General features: G+C 64.3%; 23 protein-coding genes. 14 read left to right on the top strand and 9 right to left on the bottom strand.

The window, feature by feature from the left end:
• Window positions 1–52: 52 nt before the first annotated feature.
• The 6 genes from ACSU04_RS15255 (at window position 53) to ACSU04_RS15230 (ending at window position 8,734) form a co-directional block, all read left to right on the top strand.
• A complete protein-coding gene (locus ACSU04_RS15255; RefSeq protein WP_439290175.1) occupies window positions 53–1,252 on the top strand; it encodes a class I SAM-dependent RNA methyltransferase in 1,200 nt (399 codons plus the stop codon).
• A gap of 28 nt (window positions 1,253–1,280) precedes the next feature.
• A complete protein-coding gene (locus ACSU04_RS15250; protein WP_439280529.1) occupies window positions 1,281–1,943 on the top strand; it encodes a response regulator transcription factor in 663 nt (220 codons plus the stop codon).
• The gene (locus ACSU04_RS15245; RefSeq protein WP_439290174.1) at window positions 1,933–3,162 is read left to right on the top strand and encodes a sensor histidine kinase; all 1,230 of its coding nucleotides are present in this window, start codon (window positions 1,933–1,935) and stop codon (window positions 3,160–3,162) included. Before ACSU04_RS15250 ends, ACSU04_RS15245 begins: the two co-directional genes overlap by 11 nt.
• Complete coding sequence (locus ACSU04_RS15240; protein WP_439290173.1) at window positions 3,159–4,160, top strand: hypothetical protein; 1,002 nt, start codon at window positions 3,159–3,161, stop codon at window positions 4,158–4,160. The genes ACSU04_RS15245 and ACSU04_RS15240 overlap by 4 nt, the downstream gene beginning before the upstream one ends.
• Before the next feature lie 248 nt (window positions 4,161–4,408).
• The gene (locus ACSU04_RS15235) at window positions 4,409–5,608 is read left to right on the top strand and encodes an ROK family protein (RefSeq protein ID WP_439290354.1); all 1,200 of its coding nucleotides are present in this window, start codon (window positions 4,409–4,411) and stop codon (window positions 5,606–5,608) included.
• A gap of 99 nt (window positions 5,609–5,707) precedes the next feature.
• Window positions 5,708–8,734, top strand: coding sequence for an alpha-mannosidase (locus ACSU04_RS15230; protein WP_439290172.1), 3,027 nt, complete (start codon window positions 5,708–5,710; stop codon window positions 8,732–8,734).
• 54 nt (window positions 8,735–8,788) lie between these two features.
• Here ACSU04_RS15230 and ACSU04_RS15225 read toward each other — a convergent pair whose 3' ends face one another.
• The 3 genes from ACSU04_RS15225 to ACSU04_RS15215 all read right to left on the bottom strand — a co-directional run bounded on the left by ACSU04_RS15225 (window position 8,789) and on the right by ACSU04_RS15215 (window position 12,365).
• Window positions 8,789–9,019 carry an acyl-CoA carboxylase subunit epsilon gene (locus ACSU04_RS15225; RefSeq protein WP_439290171.1) on the bottom strand — a complete coding sequence of 77 codons (231 nt, stop codon included), beginning with the start codon at window positions 9,017–9,019 and terminating at the stop codon, window positions 8,789–8,791.
• Entirely contained in the window at window positions 9,016–10,611 is a 1,596-nt protein-coding gene (locus ACSU04_RS15220; RefSeq protein WP_439280884.1) for an acyl-CoA carboxylase subunit beta, read from the bottom strand. The genes ACSU04_RS15225 and ACSU04_RS15220 overlap by 4 nt, the downstream gene beginning before the upstream one ends.
• Before the next feature lie 110 nt (window positions 10,612–10,721).
• Window positions 10,722–12,365 carry a DUF222 domain-containing protein gene (locus ACSU04_RS15215; protein ID WP_439290170.1) on the bottom strand — a complete coding sequence of 548 codons (1,644 nt, stop codon included), beginning with the start codon at window positions 12,363–12,365 and terminating at the stop codon, window positions 10,722–10,724.
• A 214-nt stretch (window positions 12,366–12,579) separates the two neighbouring features.
• Here ACSU04_RS15215 and ACSU04_RS15210 point away from each other — a divergent pair, with 214 nt between their 5' ends.
• Entirely contained in the window at window positions 12,580–12,885 is a 306-nt protein-coding gene (locus ACSU04_RS15210) for a helix-turn-helix domain-containing protein (protein ID WP_439280523.1), read from the top strand.
• A gap of 3 nt (window positions 12,886–12,888) precedes the next feature.
• On the opposite strand, the gene ACSU04_RS15205 is transcribed toward ACSU04_RS15210, so the two are convergent.
• From ACSU04_RS15205 to ACSU04_RS15190, 4 genes are all read right to left on the bottom strand, one after another.
• A complete protein-coding gene (locus tag ACSU04_RS15205; protein WP_439280522.1) occupies window positions 12,889–13,173 on the bottom strand; it encodes a HigA family addiction module antitoxin in 285 nt (94 codons plus the stop codon).
• A gap of 6 nt (window positions 13,174–13,179) precedes the next feature.
• Entirely contained in the window at window positions 13,180–13,485 is a 306-nt protein-coding gene (locus ACSU04_RS15200; protein WP_439290169.1) for a hypothetical protein, read from the bottom strand.
• A gap of 75 nt (window positions 13,486–13,560) precedes the next feature.
• Window positions 13,561–14,529 (bottom strand): hypothetical protein, encoded by a 969-nt coding sequence (locus ACSU04_RS15195; RefSeq protein ID WP_439290168.1) that lies wholly within the window; start codon window positions 14,527–14,529, stop codon window positions 13,561–13,563.
• Window positions 14,530–14,613: 84 nt separating this feature from the next.
• Complete coding sequence (locus ACSU04_RS15190) at window positions 14,614–15,306, bottom strand: NTP transferase domain-containing protein (protein ID WP_439280519.1); 693 nt, start codon at window positions 15,304–15,306, stop codon at window positions 14,614–14,616.
• A 207-nt stretch (window positions 15,307–15,513) separates the two neighbouring features.
• Here ACSU04_RS15190 and ACSU04_RS15185 point away from each other — a divergent pair, with 207 nt between their 5' ends.
• The 3 genes from ACSU04_RS15185 to ACSU04_RS15175 are packed head-to-tail and all read left to right on the top strand — an operon-like array spanning window position 15,514 to window position 18,990.
• Entirely contained in the window at window positions 15,514–17,133 is a 1,620-nt protein-coding gene (locus ACSU04_RS15185) for an ABC transporter ATP-binding protein (RefSeq protein ID WP_439290167.1), read from the top strand.
• A complete protein-coding gene (locus ACSU04_RS15180; protein WP_439290166.1) occupies window positions 17,109–18,674 on the top strand; it encodes a hypothetical protein in 1,566 nt (521 codons plus the stop codon). Before ACSU04_RS15185 ends, ACSU04_RS15180 begins: the two co-directional genes overlap by 25 nt.
• Before the next feature lie 49 nt (window positions 18,675–18,723).
• Window positions 18,724–18,990: a DUF3039 domain-containing protein gene (locus ACSU04_RS15175; RefSeq protein ID WP_439280517.1), complete on the top strand. Its 267-nt coding sequence runs from the start codon at window positions 18,724–18,726 to the stop codon at window positions 18,988–18,990.
• Here the strand turns inward: ACSU04_RS15175 and ACSU04_RS15170 are convergent.
• The gene (locus ACSU04_RS15170) at window positions 18,987–20,312 is read right to left on the bottom strand and encodes a nicotinate phosphoribosyltransferase (RefSeq protein WP_439290165.1); all 1,326 of its coding nucleotides are present in this window, start codon (window positions 20,310–20,312) and stop codon (window positions 18,987–18,989) included. The genes ACSU04_RS15175 and ACSU04_RS15170 overlap by 4 nt on opposite strands.
• Before the next feature lie 64 nt (window positions 20,313–20,376).
• Here ACSU04_RS15170 and murI point away from each other — a divergent pair, with 64 nt between their 5' ends.
• The 3 genes from murI to rdgB are packed head-to-tail and all read left to right on the top strand — an operon-like array spanning window position 20,377 to window position 22,575.
• A complete protein-coding gene (gene murI, locus ACSU04_RS15165) occupies window positions 20,377–21,240 on the top strand; it encodes a glutamate racemase (protein ID WP_439280515.1) in 864 nt (287 codons plus the stop codon).
• A complete protein-coding gene (gene rph / locus ACSU04_RS15160) occupies window positions 21,237–21,974 on the top strand; it encodes a ribonuclease PH (RefSeq protein ID WP_439280514.1) in 738 nt (245 codons plus the stop codon). The genes murI and rph overlap by 4 nt, the downstream gene beginning before the upstream one ends.
• A gap of 4 nt (window positions 21,975–21,978) precedes the next feature.
• Window positions 21,979–22,575, top strand: a complete 597-nt coding sequence (gene rdgB / locus ACSU04_RS15155) for an RdgB/HAM1 family non-canonical purine NTP pyrophosphatase (protein ID WP_439280513.1) — start codon at window positions 21,979–21,981, stop codon at window positions 22,573–22,575.
• A gap of 23 nt (window positions 22,576–22,598) precedes the next feature.
• Here the strand turns inward: rdgB and ACSU04_RS15150 are convergent, their stop codons facing one another.
• Window positions 22,599–23,372 carry an alpha/beta fold hydrolase gene (locus ACSU04_RS15150; RefSeq protein WP_439290164.1) on the bottom strand — a complete coding sequence of 258 codons (774 nt, stop codon included), beginning with the start codon at window positions 23,370–23,372 and terminating at the stop codon, window positions 22,599–22,601.
• A 144-nt stretch (window positions 23,373–23,516) separates the two neighbouring features.
• Here ACSU04_RS15150 and ACSU04_RS15145 point away from each other — a divergent pair, with 144 nt between their 5' ends.
• A complete protein-coding gene (locus tag ACSU04_RS15145) occupies window positions 23,517–24,434 on the top strand; it encodes a cation diffusion facilitator family transporter (RefSeq protein ID WP_439280511.1) in 918 nt (305 codons plus the stop codon).

Below are 24,434 nucleotides of genomic sequence, written 5' to 3'. Positions count from 1 at the left end.
TCGGGGCCGATTTGTGTTCGATATGCCGCGTCAGACGTGGGATCCTGGAAGGATGACTTCCTCTGCGGGCCAGCTGCTCGACCTTGACATCACCGGCATCGCTCACGGCGGCACCTTCATCGCCCGTCACGAGGGGCGTGTCGTGTTCGTTTCCGACGCGATCCCAGGGGAGCGCGTGCGCGTGCGCATCACGGAGTCCACCAAGTCGTCGTTCTGGCGCGGCGAGACCGTCGAGGTGCTGGAATCGTCACCGCACCGCCAGCCGCATGTATGGTCAGAGGCCGATGTGTCGCGTGACCCCGCAGAACGAGCCGGCGGTGCCGACCTCGGACACATCAAGCTGGCGCACCAGCGCACGCTGAAGCGCCAGGTGCTGCAGGAGGCATTCGACAAGTTCGCAGGTCCTGGCCTGGTTGCTCCCGAAATTGCACCCGTTGACGACGGAAACGGCACCGGCTGGCGTACGCGCGTCTCACTGCACGTGGACGACGACGGAATCGTCGGCCCGTATGCAGCGCGCAGCCACCGGGTGATCCCGGTGCAGTCGCACCCCCTCGCGCGCCGCCGGGTAGCGGCAGAGGCGCTCTCGCAGAAGAACGCTAAGCCTGGACGCATTGACCTTGTTGAGTCCGCAGACGGTCAGGTGCACGTCATCCGTCGCCCGGCGAAGGGCAAGCGCCCAGCCGCACAGGTCATCCGCGAACAGGTGGGCGAGCGCAAATTCCAGGTGGATGCTGATGGCTTCTGGCAGGTGCATCCTCGGGCGGCCGACACGCTCGACACCGCCGTGCGTTCGGCTCTCGCCGGACGAGTCGACCCGGAGAAGACGCATCTTGACCTGTATGGCGGCGTCGGTCTGTTCGGAGCCTCATTGGGAGAGCTCGGCGCGACCAACATCGTGACGGTGGAATCGAGCAGGCGTGCCACCGAGCTCGCGCAGCAGAACCTCGAGGACTTCGACGTGCACGCGGTCACCGGGCGCGTAGACAAGTACCTCGAAGGCTTCCCCAACGGCGAACGGGTCGGCGCTGTCGTGCTGGATCCGCCTCGCGCCGGCGCCGGCCGTGCCGTCGTCGAAGGGCTGCATGCGCTGAGCCCTGACGCGATCGTCTACGTGGCGTGCGACCCGGTCGCGCTCGCTCGCGACCTCGGCACATTCCGCGAACTCGGCTGGGAGACGGCATCGCTCGCGGCCTTCGACCTGTTCCCGCACTCGCATCATTTCGAGGTCGTCGCCCTCCTCACGAGGTGAGTGCTCAGCAGATCGGTAGGCTGGGTGCATGAGCAGGGTCGCACTCATCGACGATCACGAGTCCGTTCGCCTCGGGCTCGAATTGGCGTGCGAGCGAGACGGGGCGCAGTCCGTGGTCTTCTCCGGCAGCACAGTCGGGTCGTATCTCGACTGGCGACGGTCCACTGGCGCTGCTCCCGCTGATGTCGTTGTTCTCGATCTCACGCTCGGCGACGGCACCACCGTGACCGAGAACGTGGCGACTCTGGTGGCCGATGGCGCCAGTGTCGTCATCCACAGTGTTGCCGACCGACCAGCGGCTGTGCGTGAATCGCTCGCTGCCGGAGCCGCAGGCATTGTGAGTAAGTCATCCGCCCTTGATGATGTGCTTGATGCCATCCGTACGGTCGCTCGTGGTGACGCGCTCAACAATGTGGAGTGGGCCAGCGCCGTCGAGGGGGATCGCGAGTTCGCCGATGCGCTGCTGTCGACACGTGAACGCGAGGTGCTGCGGCTGTACGCCACCGGACTGCCGTTGAAGGTTGTCGCTGAACGGCTGGGCGTTGCCTATTCGACGGCCAAGGAGAACATCACGCGCGTGCGTGTGAAGTACGTCGATGTCGGTCGACCTGCGCGAACCAAGATCGACCTGCTTCGGCGCGCGATGGAAGATGGCATCGTCGCTGGCGACGGAGCCGCGAGTGTCGGCTGATACCGCTCTTCGCGACGCCTGGAGTCAGATTCCGTCCCCAGGCACTGCGGAAACCGAGTTTGAACGCTTCACCGGTAAACGGATGGAGCGCATCCTCGCCACAGTCGTGGCGATCGGATCGACGCTGCTGGGTGCCCAGGCGCTGGTCGCTGCCCTCGGCGGCGTTTCGCAGGGTGCGTCCGCTGGTTACATCGCGATCATCGTCATCGTGTACGTGCCGTTGCTCGCCATGCTGGTCGCATGTGTAACCGGTCGCGGAGTGCGTGTTGCGTCTGGCGTCTTCGCCATCGTCTACGTTGTCGCCCTCGCGGCATGGCCGCTGGTCATGGACTCCAACCGCGCGCCAGGACAGCCATGGATCTTCTTCCTGGTCAATGTCGGCGTCGTCGCCGCGATGCTCGCTTTCCCGATGAAGCTCCAGCTGGTCTGGGCATTCGGGGTCCCGCTCGTCTATGGCTACGTTCGCCTCGTCGAGGGTGAGTTCACGAGCAGATTCTGGACGAGCGCCGCCTTTGACGTGTCGTTTACGATCATTCTCGGAATCGTCATCCTGTCGCTCGGATGGATGTTCCGCGCTGTCGCCGCTGGTGTCGATAATGCCCGTGGCCAGACGGTCGCCTCCTACGCTGCTGCGGCTGCGGCCGCCGCCGCAGAGGAAGAGCGCGTGTCGATCGCCGCGCTGATGCACGACAGTGTGCTCGCGGCGCTGATCGCCGCAGAGCGCGCGGACACCGATCGCGCGCGTGACCTGGCTGTCTCAATGGCCAGAGAAGCGCTCACTCGGCTTGCGAACACCGACGCCGGTATTGCGCAGGAAGGCAGCGACGCGCCGGTCGCGACCGCGCAGATCGTCATCGAGCTGCGCCGAGCGCTGTCTGAGATCGGCGCGGATGCCGTCGTCGAAGAACGTGGCAGTGCCGGGTCCATCCCCGGCCGGGTGGCACGTGCACTCGTCCTTGCCGCGCGGCAAGCGATCGGCAACGCCGTCACCCACGCGCATGGCCGTGGTCTTCACCTCGTCGTCGATGAGAAGGGCGATGATGAGGTCTCCGTCACCGTTGCTGACACCGGTCCCGGATTCGATGTGGATGCCATCGGCGAGGACCGCCTGGGAATCCGGGCATCCATCATCGCGCGAATGGCGGGAGTGGCCGGGACAGCGACGATCGTATCCGGCTCTGCGGGCACTACCGTGACGCTCGGATGGGAGCGGGCATGAACCGCTCAGTACGCAGCGTTGCCACGGCGCTCGCTGTCGGATTCGCGGTCTATTTCGCGGCGCGTGCCGTGTGGTGGATCGTGCAGCCGACGGTCCCGCTGCTCATGGTGGCGGCGATTCTGCTCTACCTGATAGTGATGATGGCCACCGTGCTCGTCGAAGCGCCCGGTGAGATGCAGATGCCGCTGTGGTGGGGAGTGGTCGCCGTCGTGGCGAGCGCCGCGATCCCCCCAATGGTGAGCGCGTCGCTGCTGCCGATTCACCGGACAGCCCCGTTTGCGACCTGGTACATCGGCGCGCTGGGCCTGCTCGCAGTGGTCTGCATCGTCAGGCGTCGAGCAATCGCTGGGTGGCTGGTGTTGCTGGTGTTGACGGTCTCATCCACCGTGTATCTCGGGGTGCTTGTCGCCCTGGAGCTGGGGCTGGTCGGCTCCATCATGTGGACGATCGTGGCGCAGCTGCTGGTGGTTTTCTGGGATCGTGCGGTGCGCGACACCGAACATCTTGCCGACATTCAGCAGGCAGTCTCCGCCTGGCATGCGACCCAGCTGGTCCGCCAGCGAGAACGGCGGGTTCGCGTGCAGTACGCGCTGGGAACTGCAGGACCGGTGCTTACGCGCACGGTCGCATCTCACGGGCACCTCACCGAAGAAGAGCGTCTGGAGGCACGGCTTGCCGAGGGGCGGCTGCGCGATGAGCTGCGTGGGGCGAGCCTGCTGAATGATGCCGTTCGGGACGCGATTCAGCATGCTCGACTGCGAGGTGCAGCGGTGACGGTGTTCGACGAAGGTGGGCTGGAGGAGCTCGACGAGCAACGTCGTGCGGAGATTCGCGATGAGCTTGCCGATGTTCTCACTCGCGCCGACACCGGTCGATTGATCATTCGCGCGGCGCGCGACTCGAAAACGGCCGTGACCGTGGTGGGGCGCTCGAGTGCGGGCGATTCTTCCGATGAGGATTCTGTCGGCCTGTGGCACGAGATCCCGCGCGAACGTTGAGATGGGCGAGGGGCGGCGTTGCCGCCTGCCCCTCGCCAGGTGCGGTGCAGTTACCCGAAAACTGACCGCGGTGGTCGATCTACGTCTGCCTACCCTGGGGCAGAGAGACCGAACGAACGCTAAGCGTTGGAACCAGTCTGCGGGAACGCAAGCATCTTGTCTGTAGGTATTTTGGGGGACAAGAAGTCAGCCTCATGCGACATGATGGAGCCGTGAGCGTACGCCGTCGTGGAACGAATCTGCCGAAGATGGGCGACTTCAATCAGTCCGTCATCCTGGAGACCATCCGACGTTCAGGCGAGGGCCTGAGCCGGATCGAACTGGTGGATGCGACCGGACTCTCGGCGCAGACGGTGACGAACATCACCCGGAGACTGCTGGATGACGGGATCATCGAAGAGGCTGGCCGCACCATCACGGGGCCGGGAAAGCCACGCACCACTCTGCGGCTGAACGCAGACAGTCGGCTCTCGATCGGCGTGCATCTTGATCCGGCGGTCATGACGTTCGTGCTGTTGGACCTCTCTGGTTCTGTGATCGAGCGCACCACGAAGCGCACGCCCGCAAACGATCCGCGGCGCATTATCATGGCAATGTCCAAGGCGATTGATGAACTGATCGTCCGCTCCGGAGCCGATCGCGAGCGCATCGCTGGGATTGGCGTCGCGACACCCGGGCCGCTTGATTCCGCCCGAGGCACCGTGATCGACCCGCCCAAGCTGCACACGTGGCATCGCGTGCCACTGCGAGACTCTCTTGCCGAGGCGACCGGATTCCCCGTCACATTGGAGAAGGACACGACGGCTGCCGCTGTCGCTGAACTGTGGACGGGTTCCAGCCCGACGCACGGCTCTTTCCTGTTCGTCTACCTCGGTATTGGCATCGGTACGGCGCTGGTGCTTAACGGTGAGGCTGTGCAAGGTTCATCGCGCAACGTCGGTGAGGTCGGCCACATCATCGTCGACCCCGATGGTCCGCTGTGCGGGTGCGGGAAGCGTGGCTGTGTTGAGGTCGTGTGCACGCCGCAGGCGATTGTGGAGCGCGCCGAGCGCGCGGGTATCTTCGCTGACGATCGCGAGAGCAGCGATGCCGCATCGGTTGACGAGCGCTTCACTCAGCTGTGCGCGCGTGTCGCCGCGGGAGATGCGGACGCGGCAGCGGTGCTGGATCAGGCCGCGCAGCACCTCTCGGTGTTGATCTCAGGAATGACGAACATGCTCGATGTCGATCGCGTCGTGCTGGGTGGACCGTTCTGGTCGCGTGTCGAAGAGTTGTACTTGCGGCGTCTGCCCGAGCTGCTTGATCATCAGAGCGCCACGCGTGCCGTGCGAGAGTTGCCGGTGTCCGGCACTGTCGTCGGAGACGACGTCGGCGCGGTGGGCGCGGGCTGCGTGGTGCTGGACGAGGTACTCTCGCCCCGCGCATCTGCGCTGTTCCTGGGTCACTGAGCGCTCCGCCAGGCTCACTGTTTGGGTGGGACCCCTTGACAGGAGTAAATCTAATCGATTTACTATCTAGTATCCCACTGCCCTGGAGTCGGTTGCCGAATGCATGACACATCCGCGCTGATTGAAGCGAGAGTTCGTCGCTTTGTCGATGAACGGTTGCGTACGAATGTGTACCTGGATCTCGAGCCGTTGACATTGGCGCGCTGGGAAGTGCCGGGGGAGCCGGTACCGTTCGCTGAAGCTGTTGGCCAGGTTTATGAACCGTTCGTCGTTGGGACGCGCTGGGGGCGCCCGTGGGGTACGACGTGGCTGAGAGTGACCGGAACGGTACCGGGCACTACCGGAGCCGAGCTGCTCTTCGACCTCGGATTCAACGCCGCAGAACCCGGATTTCAGGCTGAGGGCACCGTCTATCGCCTGGACGGTTCGATCCTGAAGGCGGTGGAGCCGCGCAACGCCTACGTGCCGTTGGAGGGCGACGCAGGCGACACATTCGAGCTGTATCTGGAGGCTGCGGCCAACCCCGACGTCGCGGACGGGTTCCGCGATTTTCGACCGACGCCGCTGGGAGAGCTGGAGACGGCGGGGGACGATCCGCTGTACGTGTTCCGTCAGGCGGATATCGCAGTGCGCGATGTCGTCGTCTGGGAGTTGTTGCAGGATGCCACGGTGCTGCTGCAACTGATGGCGGAGCTTTCGGACACACCGCGTCGAGCAGAGATCCTGCGGGCGCTGGAGCGCATGGTCGATGCTGCTGATCCGGATGACATCGCGGGAACGGCGGCGGACGCTCGGGCCGCGTTGGCCGAGGTGCTCTCTCGACCCGCATCCGCCTCTGCGCATCGCGTGCACGCGATCGGGCATGCGCATATCGACTCCGCATGGCTGTGGCCAGTGCGCGAGACCCAGCGCAAGGTCGCGCGAACATTCTCGAACGTGCTGTCGCTGCAGGACGAGAGCGACTTCATCTTCGCGGCCTCCTCGGCGCAGCAGTACGCGTGGATGAAGCAGTTCCAGCCGGAGCTGTTCTCACGGATGCGGGACGCTGTGGCATCCGGTCGTTTCGTGCCTGCCGGGGGCATGTGGGTCGAATCCGATACGAATCTGCCCGGCGGTGAGGCGCTGGCGCGTCAATTCGTGCGTGGCAAGCGATTCTTCATGGACGAGTTCGGTGTCGAGCCACTGGATGTCTGGCTGCCGGACTCGTTCGGCTACTCTGCCGCGCTGCCGCAGATTGCCCGCGCAGCGGGTTCGCGGTGGATGCTGACGCAGAAGATGTCGTGGAACGAGACGAACGCGATGCCGCACCATACTTTCCTCTGGGAAGGGCTGGACGGAACGCGCATCTTCACGCACTTCCCGCCGGTGGACACGTACAGCGCGCAGCTGACCGGTGCGGAGTTGGCCAGGGCTGAGCGCAAGTACGCCGAGAAGGGTGTCGCGAACACGTCGCTCGTGCCGTTCGGATACGGCGATGGTGGCGGTGGCCCGAACCGCGAGATGGTGGCGGCTGCGGCGCGACTGCGATCACTGGAAGGTTCGCCCACGGTCACGTTGTCATCGCCGGCACAGTTCTTCGAGACGGCAGAGGCAGAGTATCCGAATCCGCCGGTGTGGTCGGGGGAAATGTACCTCGAGTTCCACCGTGGCACCTACACGTCACAGGCGCGCACGAAGCGCGGCAACCGTCGCAGCGAGCATGCACTGCGTGAAGCGGAGCTGTGGGCGACGGCTGCGGCCTTACGCGGCGCGGAGTATCCCTATGGCGAGTTGGACGGTTTATGGGAGACCGTGTTGCTGCAGCAGTTCCATGACATTCTTCCCGGCACCTCGATTGGCTGGGTGCACCGGGAAGCAGAACGTCGCTACGCCGAGGTCTTGGCGTCGACGGAGCGCATCACCGTGCAGGCTCTGCGAGCGGTTGCCGGGGAGGGCACGACGGAGCTTGTTGCGAACGCGGGACCCTATGCATGGGAGGGGGCAGCAGCGATGGGGATCGCTGTCGCTTCCCCCATCGAGACGCCACCCGCGACAGTTGCGCGGACGATGGGCGGATTCGATCTGTCGAATGAGCACCTTGCCGTACACATCGACGAGTCGGGTCTCATAACGTCACTCATCGTCCGCGCGACGGGGCGTGAAACGATTGCGCCGGGAGAGCGGGGAAATCTTCTGCTGTTGCATCGCGATACGCCTACGCAGTGGGATGCCTGGGACATCGATGAGCACTACCGTCGTCACGTCATCGACCTGACTGACGCGGTGTCGATCGATCTGGTTCCGCATCCGACTACGGCAATCGTCTGCGTGGTCCGTAGCCGGGGGGCTACTCGGATCACGCAGACTCTCTCCTTGGCGGCGGATTCTCATGCGCTGGAGATCGAGACGACGGTGGATTGGCATGAGCGGCAGAAGCTGCTCAAGCTCGCATTCCCCTTCGATGTCCATGCTGATCGCGCAAGTTCGGAGATCCAGTTCGGGCACGTGCAGCGGCCGACGCACACGAACACGTCGTGGGACATGGCGCGGTTCGAGACGGTGGCCCATCGCTGGGTGCATGTCGGTGAGAATGGCTTCGGCGTGGCTGTTGCGAACGATTCCACCTATGGGCATGACATCACGCGTGCGACCCGTTCCGGTGGCGGAACGATCACGAACGTTCGAGTGTCGTTACTGCGGGCGCCGTTGTACCCCGACCCGGAGGCGGATCAGGGCGAGCACACGTTCCGGGTGAGCATTCGACCGGATGCCGAGATCGCGGATGCTGTGCGCGAGGGGTATCGGCTCAATCTGCCGACGCGCACTGTCGCGGGGGCGGGGCCGGTTGAGTCATTGGTCGCGGTGTCGTCGGACGCAGTGGTGGTGGAAGCGGTGAAGCTCGCTGAGGATCGCAGCGGTGACGTGATCGTGCGGCTGTATGAGGCGCACGGTGGGCGTGCTTCGGCGACGCTGACGACGGCTTTCGATTTCGACAGCGTGATCGAGACGGATCTGTTGGAGCGCGAGGTGGATGCTGCGGCCGTGACCGCGGCGGCGCTTGATGGGACCGAGGTGACGTTGCGGCCGTTCCAGTTGGTGACGTTGCGCTTCGCGAACCCGGTGCTGCGCGCCTCGTCTGGTCTCTGAGCCTGTCGGCCTCTCCTGAGCCTGTCGAAGGTGCGGCTCAGGGCATCCGCGACGTCAGCCCGAAAAGCGTCCCCAGGGGATGTCGCGACGCAGCGGCGCGCGTAGCGAACGCTGGGTGCGCCGCCATGCTGACACGGACGGCTCTTCGGCGACTGCATCCGCGGCTTCTCGCTCATACGCGTCGGTGACGACGGCGATGAGCGCGGCAAGTTCCTCTTCGTTCGCGGTGCCGCGGACGAAGTGGAGGTCTGCTGCCCGGTTGGAGTTGGCGTCGGTGTCTGTCACAGCGGAATGTTCCCGTGCTTCTTCGGCGGCAGTTCGCTGCGCTTGCCGCGGAGGGATCGCAGTGCCTTGGCGATCGCGACGCGGGTGTTCGCGGGTTCGATGATGCCATCGATCTCGCCGCGCTCCGCGGCCAGGAACGGCGACGTGACGCTGTAGGTGTATTCGTTGGCGAGGCGGGTGCGGACGGCCGCGACGTCTTCGCCGGCGTCCTCTGCCTTCTTGATCTCACCGCGGTAGAGGATGTTGACGGCGCCCTGGCCGCCCATGACTGCGATTTCTGCGGTGGGCCATGCGAGGTTGACGTCAGCGCCAAGCTGCTTGGAGCCCATCACGATGTAGGCGCCGCCATAGGCCTTGCGCAGGATCACGGTGACCATCGGCACCGTGGCTTCGGCGTAGGCGTAGATGAGCTTCGCGCCGCGGCGGATGACGCCAGTCCATTCCTGGTCGGTGCCGGGCAGGTAGCCGGGAACGTCGACGAGGGTGACGATCGGAACCGAGAAGGCGTCGCAGAAGCGCACGAAACGGCTGGCTTTCTCGCCGGCTTCGATGTTCAGCGTTCCGGCCATCTGGGAGGGCTGGTTCGCGATGATTCCGACCGAGCGGCCTTCGATGCGGCCGAAGCCGATAACGATGTTCGGCGCGAACAGCGGCTGCACCTCGAGGAAGTCGTCGTCGATCACGTGGTCGATGACGGTGTGGATGTCGTAGGGCTGGTTCGCGGAGTCGGGGATGATCGTGTTCAGCGTGCGATCGGCATCCGTCGTCTCGAACTCGAAGGCGCTCTCATAGGCGGGGATCTCCGCCATGTTGTTGTCGGGAAGGAATCCGAGGAGCGTGCGCGCGTAGTCAAGGGCGTCGTCTTCGTCCTCTGCGAGGTAGTGCGCGACGCCGGAGCGGGTGTTGTGCGTGTATGCGCCGCCGAGCTCTTCCATGCCGACGTCTTCGCCGGTGACGGTCTTGATGACGTCGGGGCCGGTGACGAACATTTGGCTGGTCTTGTCGACCATGATGACGAAGTCGGTGAGTGCGGGGCCGTAGACGGCGCCGCCGGCTGCAGGGCCCATGATGATCGAGATCTGCGGGATGACGCCGGAGGAGCGAGTGTTCAGGCGGAAGATCTCGCCGTACTTGCTGAGGGCGAGCACGCCTTCCTGGATGCGGGCGCCGCCGGAGTCGAGGATACCGATGATGGGCATGCCGCCGGTGAGGGCGTATTCCATGATCTTGATGATCTTGTCACCGGATACTTCGCCGAGCGATCCGCCGAACGTGGTGAAGTCCTGCGAGTAGACGGCGATGGTGCGGCCGTGGATGGTGCCGAATCCGGTGACGACGGAGTCGCCGTACGGGCGGTTGCGGTCCATGCCGAAGGCTGTGGAGCGGTGGCGCACGTATTCGTCGAACTCGACGAAGCTGCCGGCGTCGACGAGAAGCTCGATGCGCTCGCGGGCGGTCATCTTGCCCTTGGCGTGCTGCTTCTCCTTCGCCTTTGTCTCGGCGTCGAGCACCGCGTCGCTGTAGCGCGCGCGGAGGTCGGCGATCTTGCCGGCGGTCGTAGAAAGGTCAGGGGTGTCCGTCACGGATTCCACACTAGCGCCGGGATGCGCGGTGACGTTGGATGCTCGCCACAACGGGTTGGCGAATCCTTTGGTGGATTGCTGTGCCGACTGGTGGATTGCTGTGTCGAGATGCGCAGCATTCATGACGCTGGCCGGAATCGTCGTGGCGGTAGATCGATGTCTTCGAACGCGTATCGCAGAGCGAGTCTTCGCACGAGGAGGATACTGTCGCCCGACGGGTGGCGCAGCATGAATTCGCCGCCCGGATCTCGCGATATCGACCACCCACCGTTGTGGAGCTGTAGATGATGGAATCTGCACAGCAGAATCCCGCGGTCGAGGTCGGTGCATCCGCCGTCGATCCAATGGTCGATGTGATGCGATTCGCAGTATGACGCTGGTCGATCACATCCTTTCCACCGGCATCCACCATCGCGAACGGCGAGCGCGATGCGTTGTTTCGTCGTGAACAGCCGCTGTTCTCGGCCGACATCGAGCGGATTTCCGCAGGAGTCGACGATGACGGGAATGGTGCCCGTGTTGCACGCATGCTGGTCGGCGACCGAAGACGGGATGAACGCCAGCCCGTCTTCGGTGTGCGCAGGCCCGTGTGCGCCGTTCGTTTCGACGGTCTGCACGAGTCGCACGCCGGCCTGGCGCGTTCCGAACACGGTCTTCGCATCGGCGAGAGCTCCCGCGCGCAGCACGTCGGTCATGAGGTCGTGCGCAAGCTGCTCGTTGGTGCGCGGATCGTCGCTGAGGTCCTTCGCGGCCGCCCGCTCGTCGGAATCGACGAATCGCGGCCCGCCGCGTCGTGGACGAAGGGCGGCATCATGAATCGTTTGGACCAGTGCGCCCGACTCGTCGTCAAAGATGAAGCTGCCGTGGCGTACGCCGTCTGCGTCGGTCCACATGCGGAAAGAACGTCGTGCATAGCGTTGTTCGAACCGGGCGGCTGCGCCGTCGGGGTCGAGCCGGTCGCGAATTGTTCGGCCGGCAGATCCGAGCTCTTCGACCGTGCGCCCTGCGGATTCGATGATGAGTTGCTCTGCAGCCAGTTGCCACGCTTCGCGCCAGATCTGCGCGAGCTGCGCGGCGTCGGCCTCCGAGCTGAAGCTGTTGGAATCGATCGTCGGCGGCTCGCCGAGCCCTCGCCGAATCGCGTCATGCTGGGCCGCGGTGATCTTTCCATTGATCAGTGCATGACTCAGCGGTGCATGCCAGTTCCGTGGTGCCGCTGCTGGCTGTGCATCTTCTCGGCCGGAGCCCGCGCCGGAGCCCGCGCCGGAGCCCGCACCGGAGCCCGCACCGGAGCCGGCCTGGTCGCCGGAATCGGCCTCGTTCTCGGAATCAACGTCTGCGTCAGAACCTGAGTCAGAACCCGCGTCAGAACCTGAGTCAGAACCCGCGTCTGTCGTTTCAGCGTCGTCATCAACCGGGGCCGACCCGTCATCAAGCAGGGCCGATCCCACGCGTGCCGCGCGCGCAGCCTCAGCGCGGGTCGAGCCGGTGATGCCCTGAATCAACGATTCGGCGCTGCGATGACCGCGTGATTGTGCAAGGCCGGAGTGCCCGGCCCCTCGAGTCGAACGGAGTGCCACCACGCCGGCGGCTGTGAGGATGACGTGTTCGACCTGCTTCGCGAGCTCGGCGGCCTGTGTGAGTACGGCCACGACCGTGTCGTCATCGAGTGCGCGGAGCGTCGATGGCAGGGCGAAGGCAGCTTCGTCGCACCTGCCGCGCAATGCGGGGATCAGGTCAACTAAGTTGGTGAAAGCTACCATCATTCATAATGACGCGAACCACGGACATTAGAAGATAAATACGAGCAAAATGAAGCCAGGCCGAATAACGAACAGGTAACGCTTATTCTGCGGCCCACTGCGCAGCAAACTCTTCGTAGGCGAGCGCCCCCAGTGGCCGGATAAATCGGACAGGCATGAAAGCCCATGCTTGCATGCGCGTGGTGACCGAGCGGTTCGCTTGGATGCTGGAGGAATGAAGGAACCGCGATCTCGAGCATCCGAGCAAGTCGGGCTGCGGGTCGCGGAACTGCGGAGCAAGACGACGATGAGCCGCGCCAAACTCGCCGAGCGCGCGGACATGGATGTGTCTCACTTGGCGCGCATCGAGAAGGGGGTCGGGAACCCGACCCTGTTCGTCCTCATCCAGCTCGCCACAGCACTGCAGGTGAAACCGTCGGTATTCCTCGACGGATTGACCGCTGCTGACCTGCCCGAAAACCTCAAGCCGTATTCAGAGGCCGACTTCCGTCGCGAGCTCCGCCGCCGCGAGGGCGCCTGAGCGTCAGGCCACTTCGCGCTCGACCTGCCTGACCCGGCTGAGATCGACAGTCTGCCGGGCGACCCACAGATCGTGTGAAGTCTGCAGTGCCAGCCAGCTCTCGACGGTGCGGCCAAGTGCCTTAGAAAGACGCAAAGACATCTCGGGAGTCACACGGCTTGTGCCGTTGAGTACTCGGCTGAGCGTTGAGGGGGAGACGTCGAGCTCGGCCGCCAGCTCCCGGGCGCTCATATCGAAAGGCGTCAGATACAGCTCGGTGATGAATTCGCCGGGTAGCGTGTTGCGCAACGCGCATCAAGCCACAAACCTCCACACGTATTCCAGCCCGTCACTCGGCCGGAACCACGCGATCGTGACGACGACCTCATTGAGATCTGCCGCACACAGGCACAGTTCGATGTCCTCCGAGGGAAGCACCTGCCCCCACAATTGTGTGCGCTCACGCCCGGCGGCATCGTCGCGGAACACCCGCACGAAATCGACGGCTTCGCGGCCCTGATTGATCACCACAGGGTGCGCCGGATCGTCGCGGCGGATGAGCCACGGCACCCGGTACGCAGGAGCAGGCGGCCGTTCGGTCGGCTCGATAGGTCTCAACATGCGGGCCACGCTAGAAGTGGCCGCCGACGCGCGAGCGCTCCCAGCAGCGTGCGGAGAATGAACCGGGGAGAACCCCTAAGAATCCAGTTCTGTGGAGAGCGAGTCGTCAGCCACCGAAGCGTCAGCATCCAGGTCGCGCCGCTTGCGCTTGCTGCGGGTCACATCATTGACCTTGTGACCGACCCAGCCCGCGCCTCGCACCACGGTTCCCGCAGCACCGGCAACGGCTGATCCGGCGTAGCGCGCTCCGCGCAGCATCCGCAGTTCGAGTTTCTCGGCGCCGGTGACGGGCTCCAACTCGGCCGGCAGCATGGCGGGCGCAGCCCCGAACGCGCGACGTGATGTCGTCAGCACGCGTCTGCCGAGCAGATGGTTCCCCGCTCCGCCGACCGCAGCCCCGATACCGAACGGCAAAGCCTTGCCAAGGAAAGACGCACCTCCGGCCGCAGCGAAGTGCCGCACGAATACCGTCTTGAGCTGGTCAACGACCGGACCGACCGCCGCACGGGGGAGCGACTTCGTCACAAGCTCACCCCAGTAGGACGAACGAACGCCCCCGCGCCCAGTCGCCTGCTTCGCGAGCTGTCCGACCAGATCCACGCCCTCTTTGCCGAGCATCAGCGTCATCACCAGCGCTCGCGCCCGATCAGGGTTCTCGACCGCGATGCCGTGGATCTCCGCAACAGACTGCGCGAACAGGGCCGTCGATTCGACGAACCCGACCGTCTCCACGCCCGACAGCGCCAGCGTGATTCCGGTGCCGATACCAGGAACGACCGCCGTTGCGCCTACGGCCGCGCCTCCAGTAGTCACCGCCGCAAGGTAGCGGCGCTCAAGAATGCGCACGAGCTGATCCGGCGTCGCATCCGGATTACGCAGACGGATGCTGCGGATATGAGCCAGCACGAGCGGACGCTGAATAGCCAGCACGCGATCGAGCCCGCGCACGGCGGACGGATGCTCAGTCGAACCCACGGGAGCAACTTCCCTGTCCCACGGAGCATCGTCCGGGAGGGTGTGGATCTTGTGCACCTTCTTAGCCATCACGATGATCCTAGAATCTCTCCCCGAGAGAAAGCAGAAAGCCGCCCCGTCGACATGCGAGGGGCGGCTTTCGGATGCTGATGGTCAGACGTACTGGTTCGCGCGCTCGAGGTCTTCTGCGAAGTCGACCTCGACGGCGTACAGGTCAGAGACATCCATCGGCTCGAGGAGCAGAGCATCCTCGGCGATAGCGAGCTCAAGACCGCGCTCGAAGTAGTCCTGGTCCTCGACGCGCTGCAGCTGACGCATGAACGCCTTCTTGTGCGTCGAGGAAATGTAGTTGATGCCGACTGCTTCGCCGAGCCCGCCCTTGACGGTCTTCGACAGTTCGTTGATGAAGCCCTCGGCCGTAACCGTGTACTTCACCTCTTCATCGCTCACCCTGGAGGTGTTGACAGTGACGAACGACTGGTCGCGCTCAATGAATTCGATCGCACGGCCGAGGATCAGCGGGTCGAAGACGACATCACCATTCATCCAGAGCACGCCGCCCTTGCCGGTCGCAGCGAGGGCACGCAGCAGGCTCTTAGAGGTGTTGGTCTCGTCGTAACGCTCGTTGTGAACGTAGTTGACGTGAGGGAACGCCTCGATGATCGTCTCGGCCCGGTAGCCAACAACTGCCGTGATGCGGGCATCGCTGCCGAAGGCTGCACGGATGTTCTCGTGCTGCTGCTGCATGATCGAGCGGCCATCGCTGAGCTCGGTCAGCGGCTTGGGCAGGGCGCGCCCGAGGCGCGAGCCCATACCAGCGGCAAGAATGACGGTTTGAAGAGTCACGGATACTCCTAAAAATAATCTGTGTTCACGGCCGGTTCATCGGCCAGACACCCCTTCGTGCCGCCTTCATGCTAGCGACGCCCCCTGGGAAGCCTCGGGTTATGCCGCCTCCGTTGCCATTTCGTAATCAGCTACACACCGGACGCACAGGTGACAATTGTTTCGCTCGACCCGGAGAAAGTCCATCGCCGTTGATAGCGTAAGACAGTGACTTCTCCTCTTGATGACCGTGCCGATCAGCCGGAAGACGTAAAGGCCGCGTCGGCCGACGCCTCCGTACCGCGCGCCACGCGTCCTGCAGCGAAGAAGACTCCTGCGCGCACGACGAAATCTGCGGCGGTGAAGACAACGGCCGCGCGCTCCACGACTGCTGCGAAGAAGCCGACTGCCAAGACTGCAACCGCCAATAGTGCCTCCGCCAAGGCTGTGGCGGCTAAGACTGTGGCGGCTAAGACTGCGGCTGACAAGACTGCGGCGGCCACGACGGCTGCGAAGAAGAGCAGTGCAGCCCAGACCGTGGCTGTGAAGGATGCCACTGCGCGTGCTGCAGCGGCCAAGGCCGAGGTAAAGAAGACAGCAGCCAAGACCGCCTCCGCGAAGACGGCGGCCGCCCAAACCGCTGCTGCGAAGAAGGCCGCTGCCACGAAGCGTGCCGCTGCCACGAAGCGTGCCGCCGCGGAGAAGGATGCTGCGGCGAAGGATGCTGCGGCGAAGGATGCTGCGGCGAAGGATGCTGCGGCGAAGGATGCTGCGGCGATAGATGCCGCGGCGACAGAGGAATCCAACAGTGTCGAGATCACCCCGCCGCTGGTAAAGCGCAAGCCGCGGCCCAAGACAGCTGTCGCCGCAGACGCTGCAGCACCGACGGCCGAGGCCGTCAGTGCTCCGGCGCCGGCGGCGCCGGCGACCGAGCAAGCATCTCCAGTCGAGCCCGAGCCTGTAACCCCCGAGCCCGAGCCTGTGGCCCCCGAGCCCGTAGAGCCCGAACCCCTCACCGAGCCAGACGCCCCATCTCCAGTGGCGGACGCGGTCATCCCGATCGCCGACGCCGCTGTTGCCCCACCTGCAGCCGACGCGGTCGTGATCCGCGGGCTTATCAAAGACTTCGGCGATCACCGAGCGGTGAACGGCATCGACCTGACGATTCCTGCCGGATCCTTTTACGGCATCGTCGGACCGAACGGCGCAGGAAAGACGACGACACTTTCGATCCTCGCCGGGCTTCTTCGCGCCGACGCCGGTCAGGTGGTCGTCTGCGGCATCGATCAGGCCACCGATTCCCTCGCTGCCAAGCGCGTCATGGGCGTGCTGCCCGACCGTCTGCGCACCTTTGATCGACTGACCGGCCGGCAACTGCTGCACTATTACGGGCTGCTGCGGGGACTCTCGGCTGACGTGATTGAGAAGCGGTCTGCAGATCTGGTCCGTGCCTTCGACCTCGCTGATTCTGTCAGTCGTGTCGTCTCCGACTACTCGGCCGGCATGACCAAGAAGATCATGCTCGCCGGGGCCATGATCCATTCACCGCGCGTGCTGGTGCTCGATGAGCCGTTCGAGGCTGTCGATCCGGTGTCATCAGCGGTGATCCTCGACATCCTCCGTGCCTATGTCACCCACGGCGGCACTGTCATCCTGTCCAGTCACGGAATGGATCTCGTCGAACGAGTCTGCTCTCGCGTGGCGATCATCGTCGGTGGCGATGTGCTGGCTGAGGGAACCATCGACGAAGTGCGTGCCGGTCAAACGTTGGAGTCTCGTTTCGTCGAACTCTCCGGCGGCATCGGCGAGGTGGAGGGGCTCGAGTGGCTGCACACATTCTCCGACTGAGGTTTGCGCTGATGCTCGGCGCCCTCCGGGGCGGACGAACAGCGCGTTCACTGGTGGGCCTCGCCGTGCTCGTGATTATCACGGGCGCGGTCTGCGTCGCGATATTGAGCCTTGCGGATGCTCCGCTGCCCGTTGCGCGTACGGTGCTCGTGCTGGGAGGCGCTGCAACTTTCCTCGGTTTCCTGCTCGGGCCGATTTTCACCGGCGCGACAGATCAACTCGATCCGCGGCGGTTCGGGGTCTTCGGCGTCGACGAGCGACAAATGCCGTGGATCCTCGCCCTCGCCTCGATGATCAGTGTGCCGTCATTCGCGCTGCTGGCGATCATCGTCTGCTCAACGATCGTCGCCATCGAATTCGGTACACCGTGGCTCGCCGCTGTTCTGGGGGCGTTCCTCCGTCTGCTGGCAGCGACTGTCGCGGCACGCATCGGGATGGCGTTCAGTGCACTGTTGCTCCCAGAACGCCGCTCTCGAGAGCTGACCGCGCTGTTCGGGCTGGCTGTCGTTGTCGTGGCGTTCCCGGTTGCCGTCTTCTTCGCATCGCTGGAATGGGACGGGCGGGTGCCAGACGCCGTCGCGGTGGTAGCAACAGTGGCCGGGTTCACCCCGTTCGCCGCAGGCTCTGCCTTCCCGCTGGCAATCGCCGCCGGAGACGTCGCTGGCACCTGGCTCACCGGCATCATCGCGTTCGCGACTTTGTTCTCCCTGTGGATGCTGTGGTCCTGGCTGGTCCGCCGACTGCTCACGACGACCGAGCGACCGGCGACATCTCGCGAACGATCCGGCCTCGGCTGGTTCGGGCTGCTGCCGGCAAACGCATTCGGCGCGATCGCGGCTCGCAGCCTCGTCTACTGGCTGCGTGATCGCCGTTACATCGTGAACTTCGTCATCGTGCCCATCGCCGGCGTGCTGACGGTCTTCCCGCTTCTCGTTGCAGGCGTACCGCTGTACATCGCCGCGCTCGTACCCGTCCCACTCATGGCGCTGTTCTTCGGCTGGCTGCCGCACAACGACGTCGCTTATGACTCCACAGCACTGTGGATTCACGTCGCCAGCGGGGTGCGCGGGTTGCCGGATCGCCTGGGCAGACTCATCCCGGTCGCCCTGGTGGCGATTCCTGCCCTTGCTGTCGCGATCTCACTGACTTTGGCCATGGTCGAGAGCTGGTACCTGCTGTTGCCGATGATCGGGCTCGCGTCGAGCCTGTTCCTTTCCGGCCTGGGGCTCTCCAGTATCTCTTCGGCGGTCTCGCCTTACGCGGTTTCGCGCCCCGGCGACAGTCCTTTCCAACAGCCTCAGCGATCGGCATCCCGTGGCGGGTTCGGACCTGCCGTCGCCTTCATCGGCGCCATCATCGTGAGCGCGCCCACGATCGGGCTGTTCATCATGACGGTGATTTCGGACGGCGTCTACAACCCGATGACCTTCTGGATTGGTCTCGGGACCGGACTGGTCATCCTGGCGCTCGGGGCGGTTATCGGCGGTCGGATCTACGATCGTGGTGGCGAACGGCTGATGGAGTTCGTTGAGACGGCATGAGCGGCCGTTTTGCGCCCGCCATGTCGCCAGGGCAGTTAGAATCGGCGATATGAGTACTCCGCTTGACAGCCCCGATCAAGGTGGCGTGGCCACGCTTGATCGCGAACTGGAAGAACTTCTCAAGGAAGAGAACCTCGAGCCGGGCGACCACGAGCGCTTCTCGCACTACGTGAAGAAAGACAAGATCCTTGAGTCTGCGCTCTCCGGCAAGCCGGTGCGTGCGCTGTGCGGCAAGAAATGGACGCCGGGTCGCGACCCGGAGAAGTTTCCGATCTGCCCGACGTGCAAAGAGATCTACGAAACGATGGTCGGCTAGTCAGCGTCGACGAACACCGTCGGGATCGCAGGATCTGACTTGCTGAGCGCCAGCGCGCGAACGGGCAGTTCCTCGCGAACGCGCATGTGACGCTCTCTGGCGGATGCCGTGCCTGCAACGCCTTCGTACGCGCTGTCGATCTCGCCAGCATCGACGAACGTAACCTGCAGCGGGCGCGAGTCCGGATACTCTGCGGGGGTCGCGAGCGCTTCGAATCCGTCGGATACGATCACGGTTTCGGCCACTGCCACGCCGTCGCGCAGTGTGCGAAACGCAATCTTGCGACCGCCCTTCGAACCCTTGTCGGTTGAGGCCTTTGCCACCGAGACCCAGCCCTGGGACGGATCCTCTCGCGCGACAAGTTTGTAGACCATGCTTGCTGTCGGATACCCGGATCCGGTGACGACCGAGGTACCGACACCGTAGAAATCAACGGGGGATGCCGCGAGTGCGGCTATCGCGTACTCATCGAGATCGCTGGTCACGGTGATCTTCGTTTCCGTCGCTCCGAGCTCGTCGAGCTGCGCGCGCACGACAGCGGCGACGGTCGGCAGATCGCCGGAGTCAAGTCGCACACCGCCGAGCGCGGTGCCAGCCACGCGGATGGCGGTCTCTACACCCTTTCGAATGTCATAGGTGTCGACGAGCAATGTCGTATTGACACCCAGGCTCTCGATCTGGGCGCGGAAAGCATCCTCCTCCGTGTCATGCAGAAGCGTCCACGAGTGTGCTGCCGTACCCATGGTCGGGATGCCCCATGTGCGACCTGCTTCGAGATTGCTGGTAGCCGCGAAACCGGCGATGTAAGCGGCACGCGCCGCGGACACTGCCGACATCTCAGCCGCACGACGTGACCCCATCTCCGACATTGGCCGCTCGCCGGCGGCAATGCTCATGCGGGAGGCCGCAGTTGCGACAGCGGAGTCATGGTTGAGAACGCTCAGCGCGAGCGTCTCCAGCACGACAGCATCCGCAAAAGTGCCCTCGACAGTGAGAATGGGAGAGCCGGGGAAGTAAAGCTCGCCCTCGCGGTATCCGTGGATGGACCCGGTGAACCGGTAGTTCTCCAGGTATTTCAGGGCCGCGGCATCCACCACGTCGCCGTCGCGCAGGAAACGCAATTCGTCATCACCGAACCGGAAATCTCTGAGCAGCGAAAGCAGGCGCCCTGTGCCCGCGACGACACCGAAACGGCGCCCACCGGAGAGTCGCCTGGAGAACAGCTCGAACACGCTGGCGCGCGCGGCCGTGCCGTCACGCAGCGCGGCGCCGAGCATCGTGAGTTCATATCTGTCCGTCAGCAGAGCCGTCGACGAGTTCATGCGCTCAGTTTAGTGAGCGTGGCGGCACGCCTGTGACTTCAGCGCGCGGGTAGGCTGGGGAGTCATGAACGACGCGCCGATCGGAATCTTCGACTCCGGTGTCGGCGGGCTTACTGTGGCCCGCGCGATCCGGGCTCAATTGCCTCGTGAATCATTCGTTTACATCGGCGACACCGCACATTCACCTTATGGGCCGAAGCCCATCGCTGATGTGCGACGCTACGCGCTCGAAGTGTTGGACACGCTGGTTGATCAGGGTGTGAAGATGCTCGTGATCGCGTGCAATACGGCATCTGCCGCGATGCTCCGCGACGCAAGAGAGCGCTACGACGTTCCCGTCGTCGAGGTCATCGGCCCCGCCGTGCGCCGCGCCGTCTCCACGACCCGGAACAACCGGATCGGTGTCATCGGCACGGTCGGCACGATCGGATCTCGCGCCTACCAGGACATGCTCGAGGTCGACGAGCGCCTGCAGGTGTTCACCGCAGCCTGCCCGCAGTTCGTTGAGTTCGTCGAGGCTGGCATCATTGGCACACCTGAGGTGCTGGCAGTCGCCGAGGAGTATCTGGCTCCGCTGCGTGACGCCGACGTCGACACCCTCGTGCTCGGATGCACGCATTACCCCTTCCTGCGTGGCGCGATCAGCTACGTGATGGGCGAGGGCGTCTCCCTCGTCTCCAGTGATGATGAGACCGCCGGCGATGTGTATCGGCAGCTCACTCGTCGCGATCTTCTCGCTTCACCGAATGCCGTGTCGAGCTATACCTACGAGGCGACCGGCGAATCCACTGAGGAATTCACCGCTCTCGCCAACCGTCTGATGGGCGCCGAAGTGCGCAACGTGCAGCACGTGCAGACCGGCGTCATCACACTTCCCGACCTCTCCGAGCTGGCCGAGGCCGGCATCCAACCAGAAGGAACTTCATGACTGACATCGTCCGCGTCGACGGCCGCTCCGTAGACCAGCTCCGCGAGATCACGATCGAGCGCGGGTGGAGCGCTCAGGCCGAGGGATCGGCACTGATCAGCTTCGGTGGCACGAAGGTGCTGTGCACGGCTTCGTTCACGAACGGCGTACCGCGCTGGCTGGCAGGCAAGGGTAAGGGCTGGGTGACTGCGGAGTACGCGATGCTGCCCCGCGCGACGAACAGCCGCAATGACCGTGAGAGCGTCAGGGGCAAAATCGGTGGTCGTACACACGAGATCTCGCGCCTGATCGGCCGGGCCCTTCGCGCGGTCGTTGACACCAAGGCGCTGGGCGAGAACACCATCGTCATCGACTGCGACGTGCTGCAGGCCGACGGTGGCACCCGCACTGCCGCAATCACCGGCGCCTACGTCGCACTGGCTGACGCCATCGAATGGGGTCGCGAGAAGAAGTTCATCGGCAAGAATGCCACGCCGCTGCTGGATTCTGTCGCCGCAGTCTCGGTCGGGATCATCGATGGTGAGCCCATGCTCGATTTGGCATATACCGAAGACGTGCGGGCCGAGACCGACATGAACATTGTCGTCACCGGCCGCGGACTGTTCGTCGAGGTGCAGGGAACTGCCGAGGGCGCACCATTCGACAAGCGCGAGCTCGACGCATTGCTCGAGCTCGGCGTCAACGGCTGCGCAGACCTGAAGGCACGGCAGCTCGCTGCCCTCGCGGGGGAGTGACGGCATGACCAGAGTCGTTCTCGCTACGCACAACCCGCACAAGATCGCCGAGTTTCAGCAGATCATCGCGATGACGAGGCCCGACCTCGAGGTCATCGGCTATGACGGTCCTGAACCGGTCGAAGACGGTGTGACGTTCGCAGAGAACGCGCTGCTCAAGGCACGCGCCGCGGCAGAACTCACTGGGCTCACTGCGTTCGCTGACGACTCTGGTATCTGCGTGGATGTGCTGGGCGGATCGCCCGGCATCTTCTCCGCCTATTGGGCAGGGCAGAAGAAAGACGCGCGGTCGAACCTCGAGTTGCTGCTCGACCAGCTCACAGACATCGCTGACCCGCACCGCACTGCCCAGTTCATCTCCACGATCGCGCTCGTGACCCCGGACGGCACGGAACACACGGTGGCAGGCGTCTGGCCGGGGCGTCTCGCGCACGAACCCTCCGGCGCGAACGGCTTCGGCTACGACCCGATCTTCATCCCCGACGGTCAGCCTGCTGGCGCCGAGCGCACCACGGCAGATTTCAGCAGTGAAGAGAAGCAATCGCAGTCACACCGGGCGCGCGCTTTCGAAGCGTTCGTTCCGCTGCTGAAGACTCTCTGACGCGCACCCGTTGCAAGAGGCCGTCAGACGCGTTCCCGTACCGCTCGGGCAGTCGCGCTCGGGTCAGGGCGGTGCATGACTGATTCAGGGACGATCACGAGTTCTGCGCCCGGCATCTCCTGCGCTAGTCGATCTGCTGCTGTGATGAGGATGGGGAAGGTCTGCTCTCCTCGCAGAATGGTGACCGGTTGCGACACCGACAACATTTCCGGCGTGGGCGTTGAAACCTGCGCGGTCAGCGTCGCGTCGTAGACCGTCGACTGCGCGAGCAACACCAATGGGGGAAACTGTTCGCTCTGCCGGATCGATTCCACCATCTCCGGTGGCAGCCCCACTCCCTCCAGTTGAAATGTGACTACTGCTTCGGCACTTTTGCCATCGTCGACGAGTTTCTGCAGGCGCTGGGCAAGATCCGCGGCGGGCTCGTCAGTTCCGAATCGGAACGGCGGCTCAGAGAGAAAGAGCGAGCGGATCGGAACCCCGCGGCCTGCGGCGAAAAGAGCGAGGACGGCGCCAGAAGAATGTCCGAGCACGAACGCGTCGCCGCCGACCGCGTCGATCACAGCGGCCAGATCATGTGCTTCATCCTCGGGCAACGACCCGCGCCTGTCGCCGCTTGAACCTCGCGCGCGCCTGTCAAACGTGACAGCTCGAAAGCCCACATCCACAAGGGCGCTCGCGAGCGCTCCGCCATCGGCAGCCACGGAGAAGGCGCCGCCGACAATAACGATGGTCGGTCCTTCGCCCACTTGCTCAAAGCCGATCGTGATCCCGTCGGCGGAGGTTGCGGTATCCATGCCACCAAGAAACCACGATCCACTGACACCGGCAAGACCAATGCGGCACGAGCCCGGTCGTAGCGTGGTGAGACTGGTTCTCGTTACCTTTCCCGACTAGGGGAAACGGACTTCCGACAGTGTCGTCCGGGCTAGCCTGGTGGCATGCATGATCACGCACACGGGGGAGGGCTCCGCGGCTCCAGCAACCGTCGGCTGCTGACGATCTCGCTGTGCCTGACTGCAACGGTGATGCTCGTGCAGGTTGTCGGCGCGATCCTCACCGGATCGCTCGCGCTGCTGGCGGATGCTGCCCACATGTTCACGGATGCGTCGGCATTGGTGATCGCGCTGATCGCCAGCGCCGTGGCAGCGCGCCCCGCAGATGATCGACGAACGTTCGGCTATCAGCGCGCGGAGGTCTTCGGTGCGCTGATCAATGCGATCATTCTCATCGTCCTGTCGGTGTCGATCGGGATCGAGGGCGTCAGACGCCTGCTGGAGCCTGCCGAGACGGAGATCGCCGGACCGCTCATGCTCGTTGTCGCCGTCATCGGTCTGATCGCAAACGCGATTGCGATGTGGCTGCTGAGCTCGGCGCAGAAGACCAACATCAATGTGCGTGGCGCCTACCTTGAGGTTCTGGGCGACCTGATCGGCTCTGCCGCAGTGATCGTCGCCGCCATCATTATCGTCACGACCGGATGGATGCCGGCGGATGCCATCGCCTCGTTGTTGATCGCGGTGATGATCATCCCGCGGGCGATCGTGTTGCTGCGCGAAGTGTTCTCGGTACTCGCCGAGTCCGCACCGAAGGACACGCACGTCAGCGAGATCCGCGATCACCTGCTCGCCTTCGACGGCGTCACCAGCGTGCATGATGTGCACGTGTGGCAGCTGACCAGGGGCGCACCCGTCTTCACCGCACACGTCGAGGTTGAACCCGACTTCCTGGAGTCAGGGCGCTCCGTTGAACTGCTGGAGCACCTGCAGGGTTGCCTCACGGAGCACTTCGATGTCGCGCACTCCACATTCCAGATCGAATCCGCCGGTGCGGCAGATTGCGAAGACGCTCACGCCTGA

Origin of the sequence: Microbacterium sp. A84, from assembly GCF_051842815.1 — a bacterium.
GTDB lineage: Bacteria > Actinomycetota > Actinomycetes > Actinomycetales > Microbacteriaceae > Microbacterium.
Note: the sequence above shows the minus strand (reverse complement) of the source record. Positions and strands in the feature narration are given on the sequence as shown.

What these genes read in the sequence shown, in the direction of transcription:
- ACSU04_RS15255 (WP_439290175.1), top strand. Translation starts at nt 53, where the DNA reads ATGACTTCCTCTGCGGGCCAGCTGCTCGACCTTGACATCACCGGCATC.
- ACSU04_RS15235 (WP_439290354.1), top strand. Translation starts at nt 4,409, where the DNA reads ATGGGCGACTTCAATCAGTCCGTCATCCTGGAGACCATCCGACGTTCA.
- ACSU04_RS15170 (WP_439290165.1), bottom strand. Translation starts at nt 20,312, where the DNA reads ATGAACTCGTCGACGGCTCTGCTGACGGACAGATATGAACTCACGATG.
- ACSU04_RS15175 (WP_439280517.1), top strand. Translation starts at nt 18,724, where the DNA reads ATGAGTACTCCGCTTGACAGCCCCGATCAAGGTGGCGTGGCCACGCTT.
- ACSU04_RS15230 (WP_439290172.1), top strand. Translation starts at nt 5,708, where the DNA reads ATGCATGACACATCCGCGCTGATTGAAGCGAGAGTTCGTCGCTTTGTC.
- ACSU04_RS15200 (WP_439290169.1), bottom strand. Translation starts at nt 13,485, where the DNA reads ATGTTGAGACCTATCGAGCCGACCGAACGGCCGCCTGCTCCTGCGTAC.
- ACSU04_RS15250 (WP_439280529.1), top strand. Translation starts at nt 1,281, where the DNA reads ATGAGCAGGGTCGCACTCATCGACGATCACGAGTCCGTTCGCCTCGGG.
- ACSU04_RS15145 (WP_439280511.1), top strand. Translation starts at nt 23,517, where the DNA reads ATGCATGATCACGCACACGGGGGAGGGCTCCGCGGCTCCAGCAACCGT.
- ACSU04_RS15150 (WP_439290164.1), bottom strand. Translation starts at nt 23,372, where the DNA reads ATGGATACCGCAACCTCCGCCGACGGGATCACGATCGGCTTTGAGCAA.
- murI (WP_439280515.1), top strand. Translation starts at nt 20,377, where the DNA reads ATGAACGACGCGCCGATCGGAATCTTCGACTCCGGTGTCGGCGGGCTT.
- rph (WP_439280514.1), top strand. Translation starts at nt 21,237, where the DNA reads ATGACTGACATCGTCCGCGTCGACGGCCGCTCCGTAGACCAGCTCCGC.
- ACSU04_RS15240 (WP_439290173.1), top strand. Translation starts at nt 3,159, where the DNA reads ATGAACCGCTCAGTACGCAGCGTTGCCACGGCGCTCGCTGTCGGATTC.
- rdgB (WP_439280513.1), top strand. Translation starts at nt 21,979, where the DNA reads ATGACCAGAGTCGTTCTCGCTACGCACAACCCGCACAAGATCGCCGAG.
- ACSU04_RS15195 (WP_439290168.1), bottom strand. Translation starts at nt 14,529, where the DNA reads ATGGCTAAGAAGGTGCACAAGATCCACACCCTCCCGGACGATGCTCCG.
- ACSU04_RS15215 (WP_439290170.1), bottom strand. Translation starts at nt 12,365, where the DNA reads ATGGTAGCTTTCACCAACTTAGTTGACCTGATCCCCGCATTGCGCGGC.
- ACSU04_RS15210 (WP_439280523.1), top strand. Translation starts at nt 12,580, where the DNA reads ATGAAGGAACCGCGATCTCGAGCATCCGAGCAAGTCGGGCTGCGGGTC.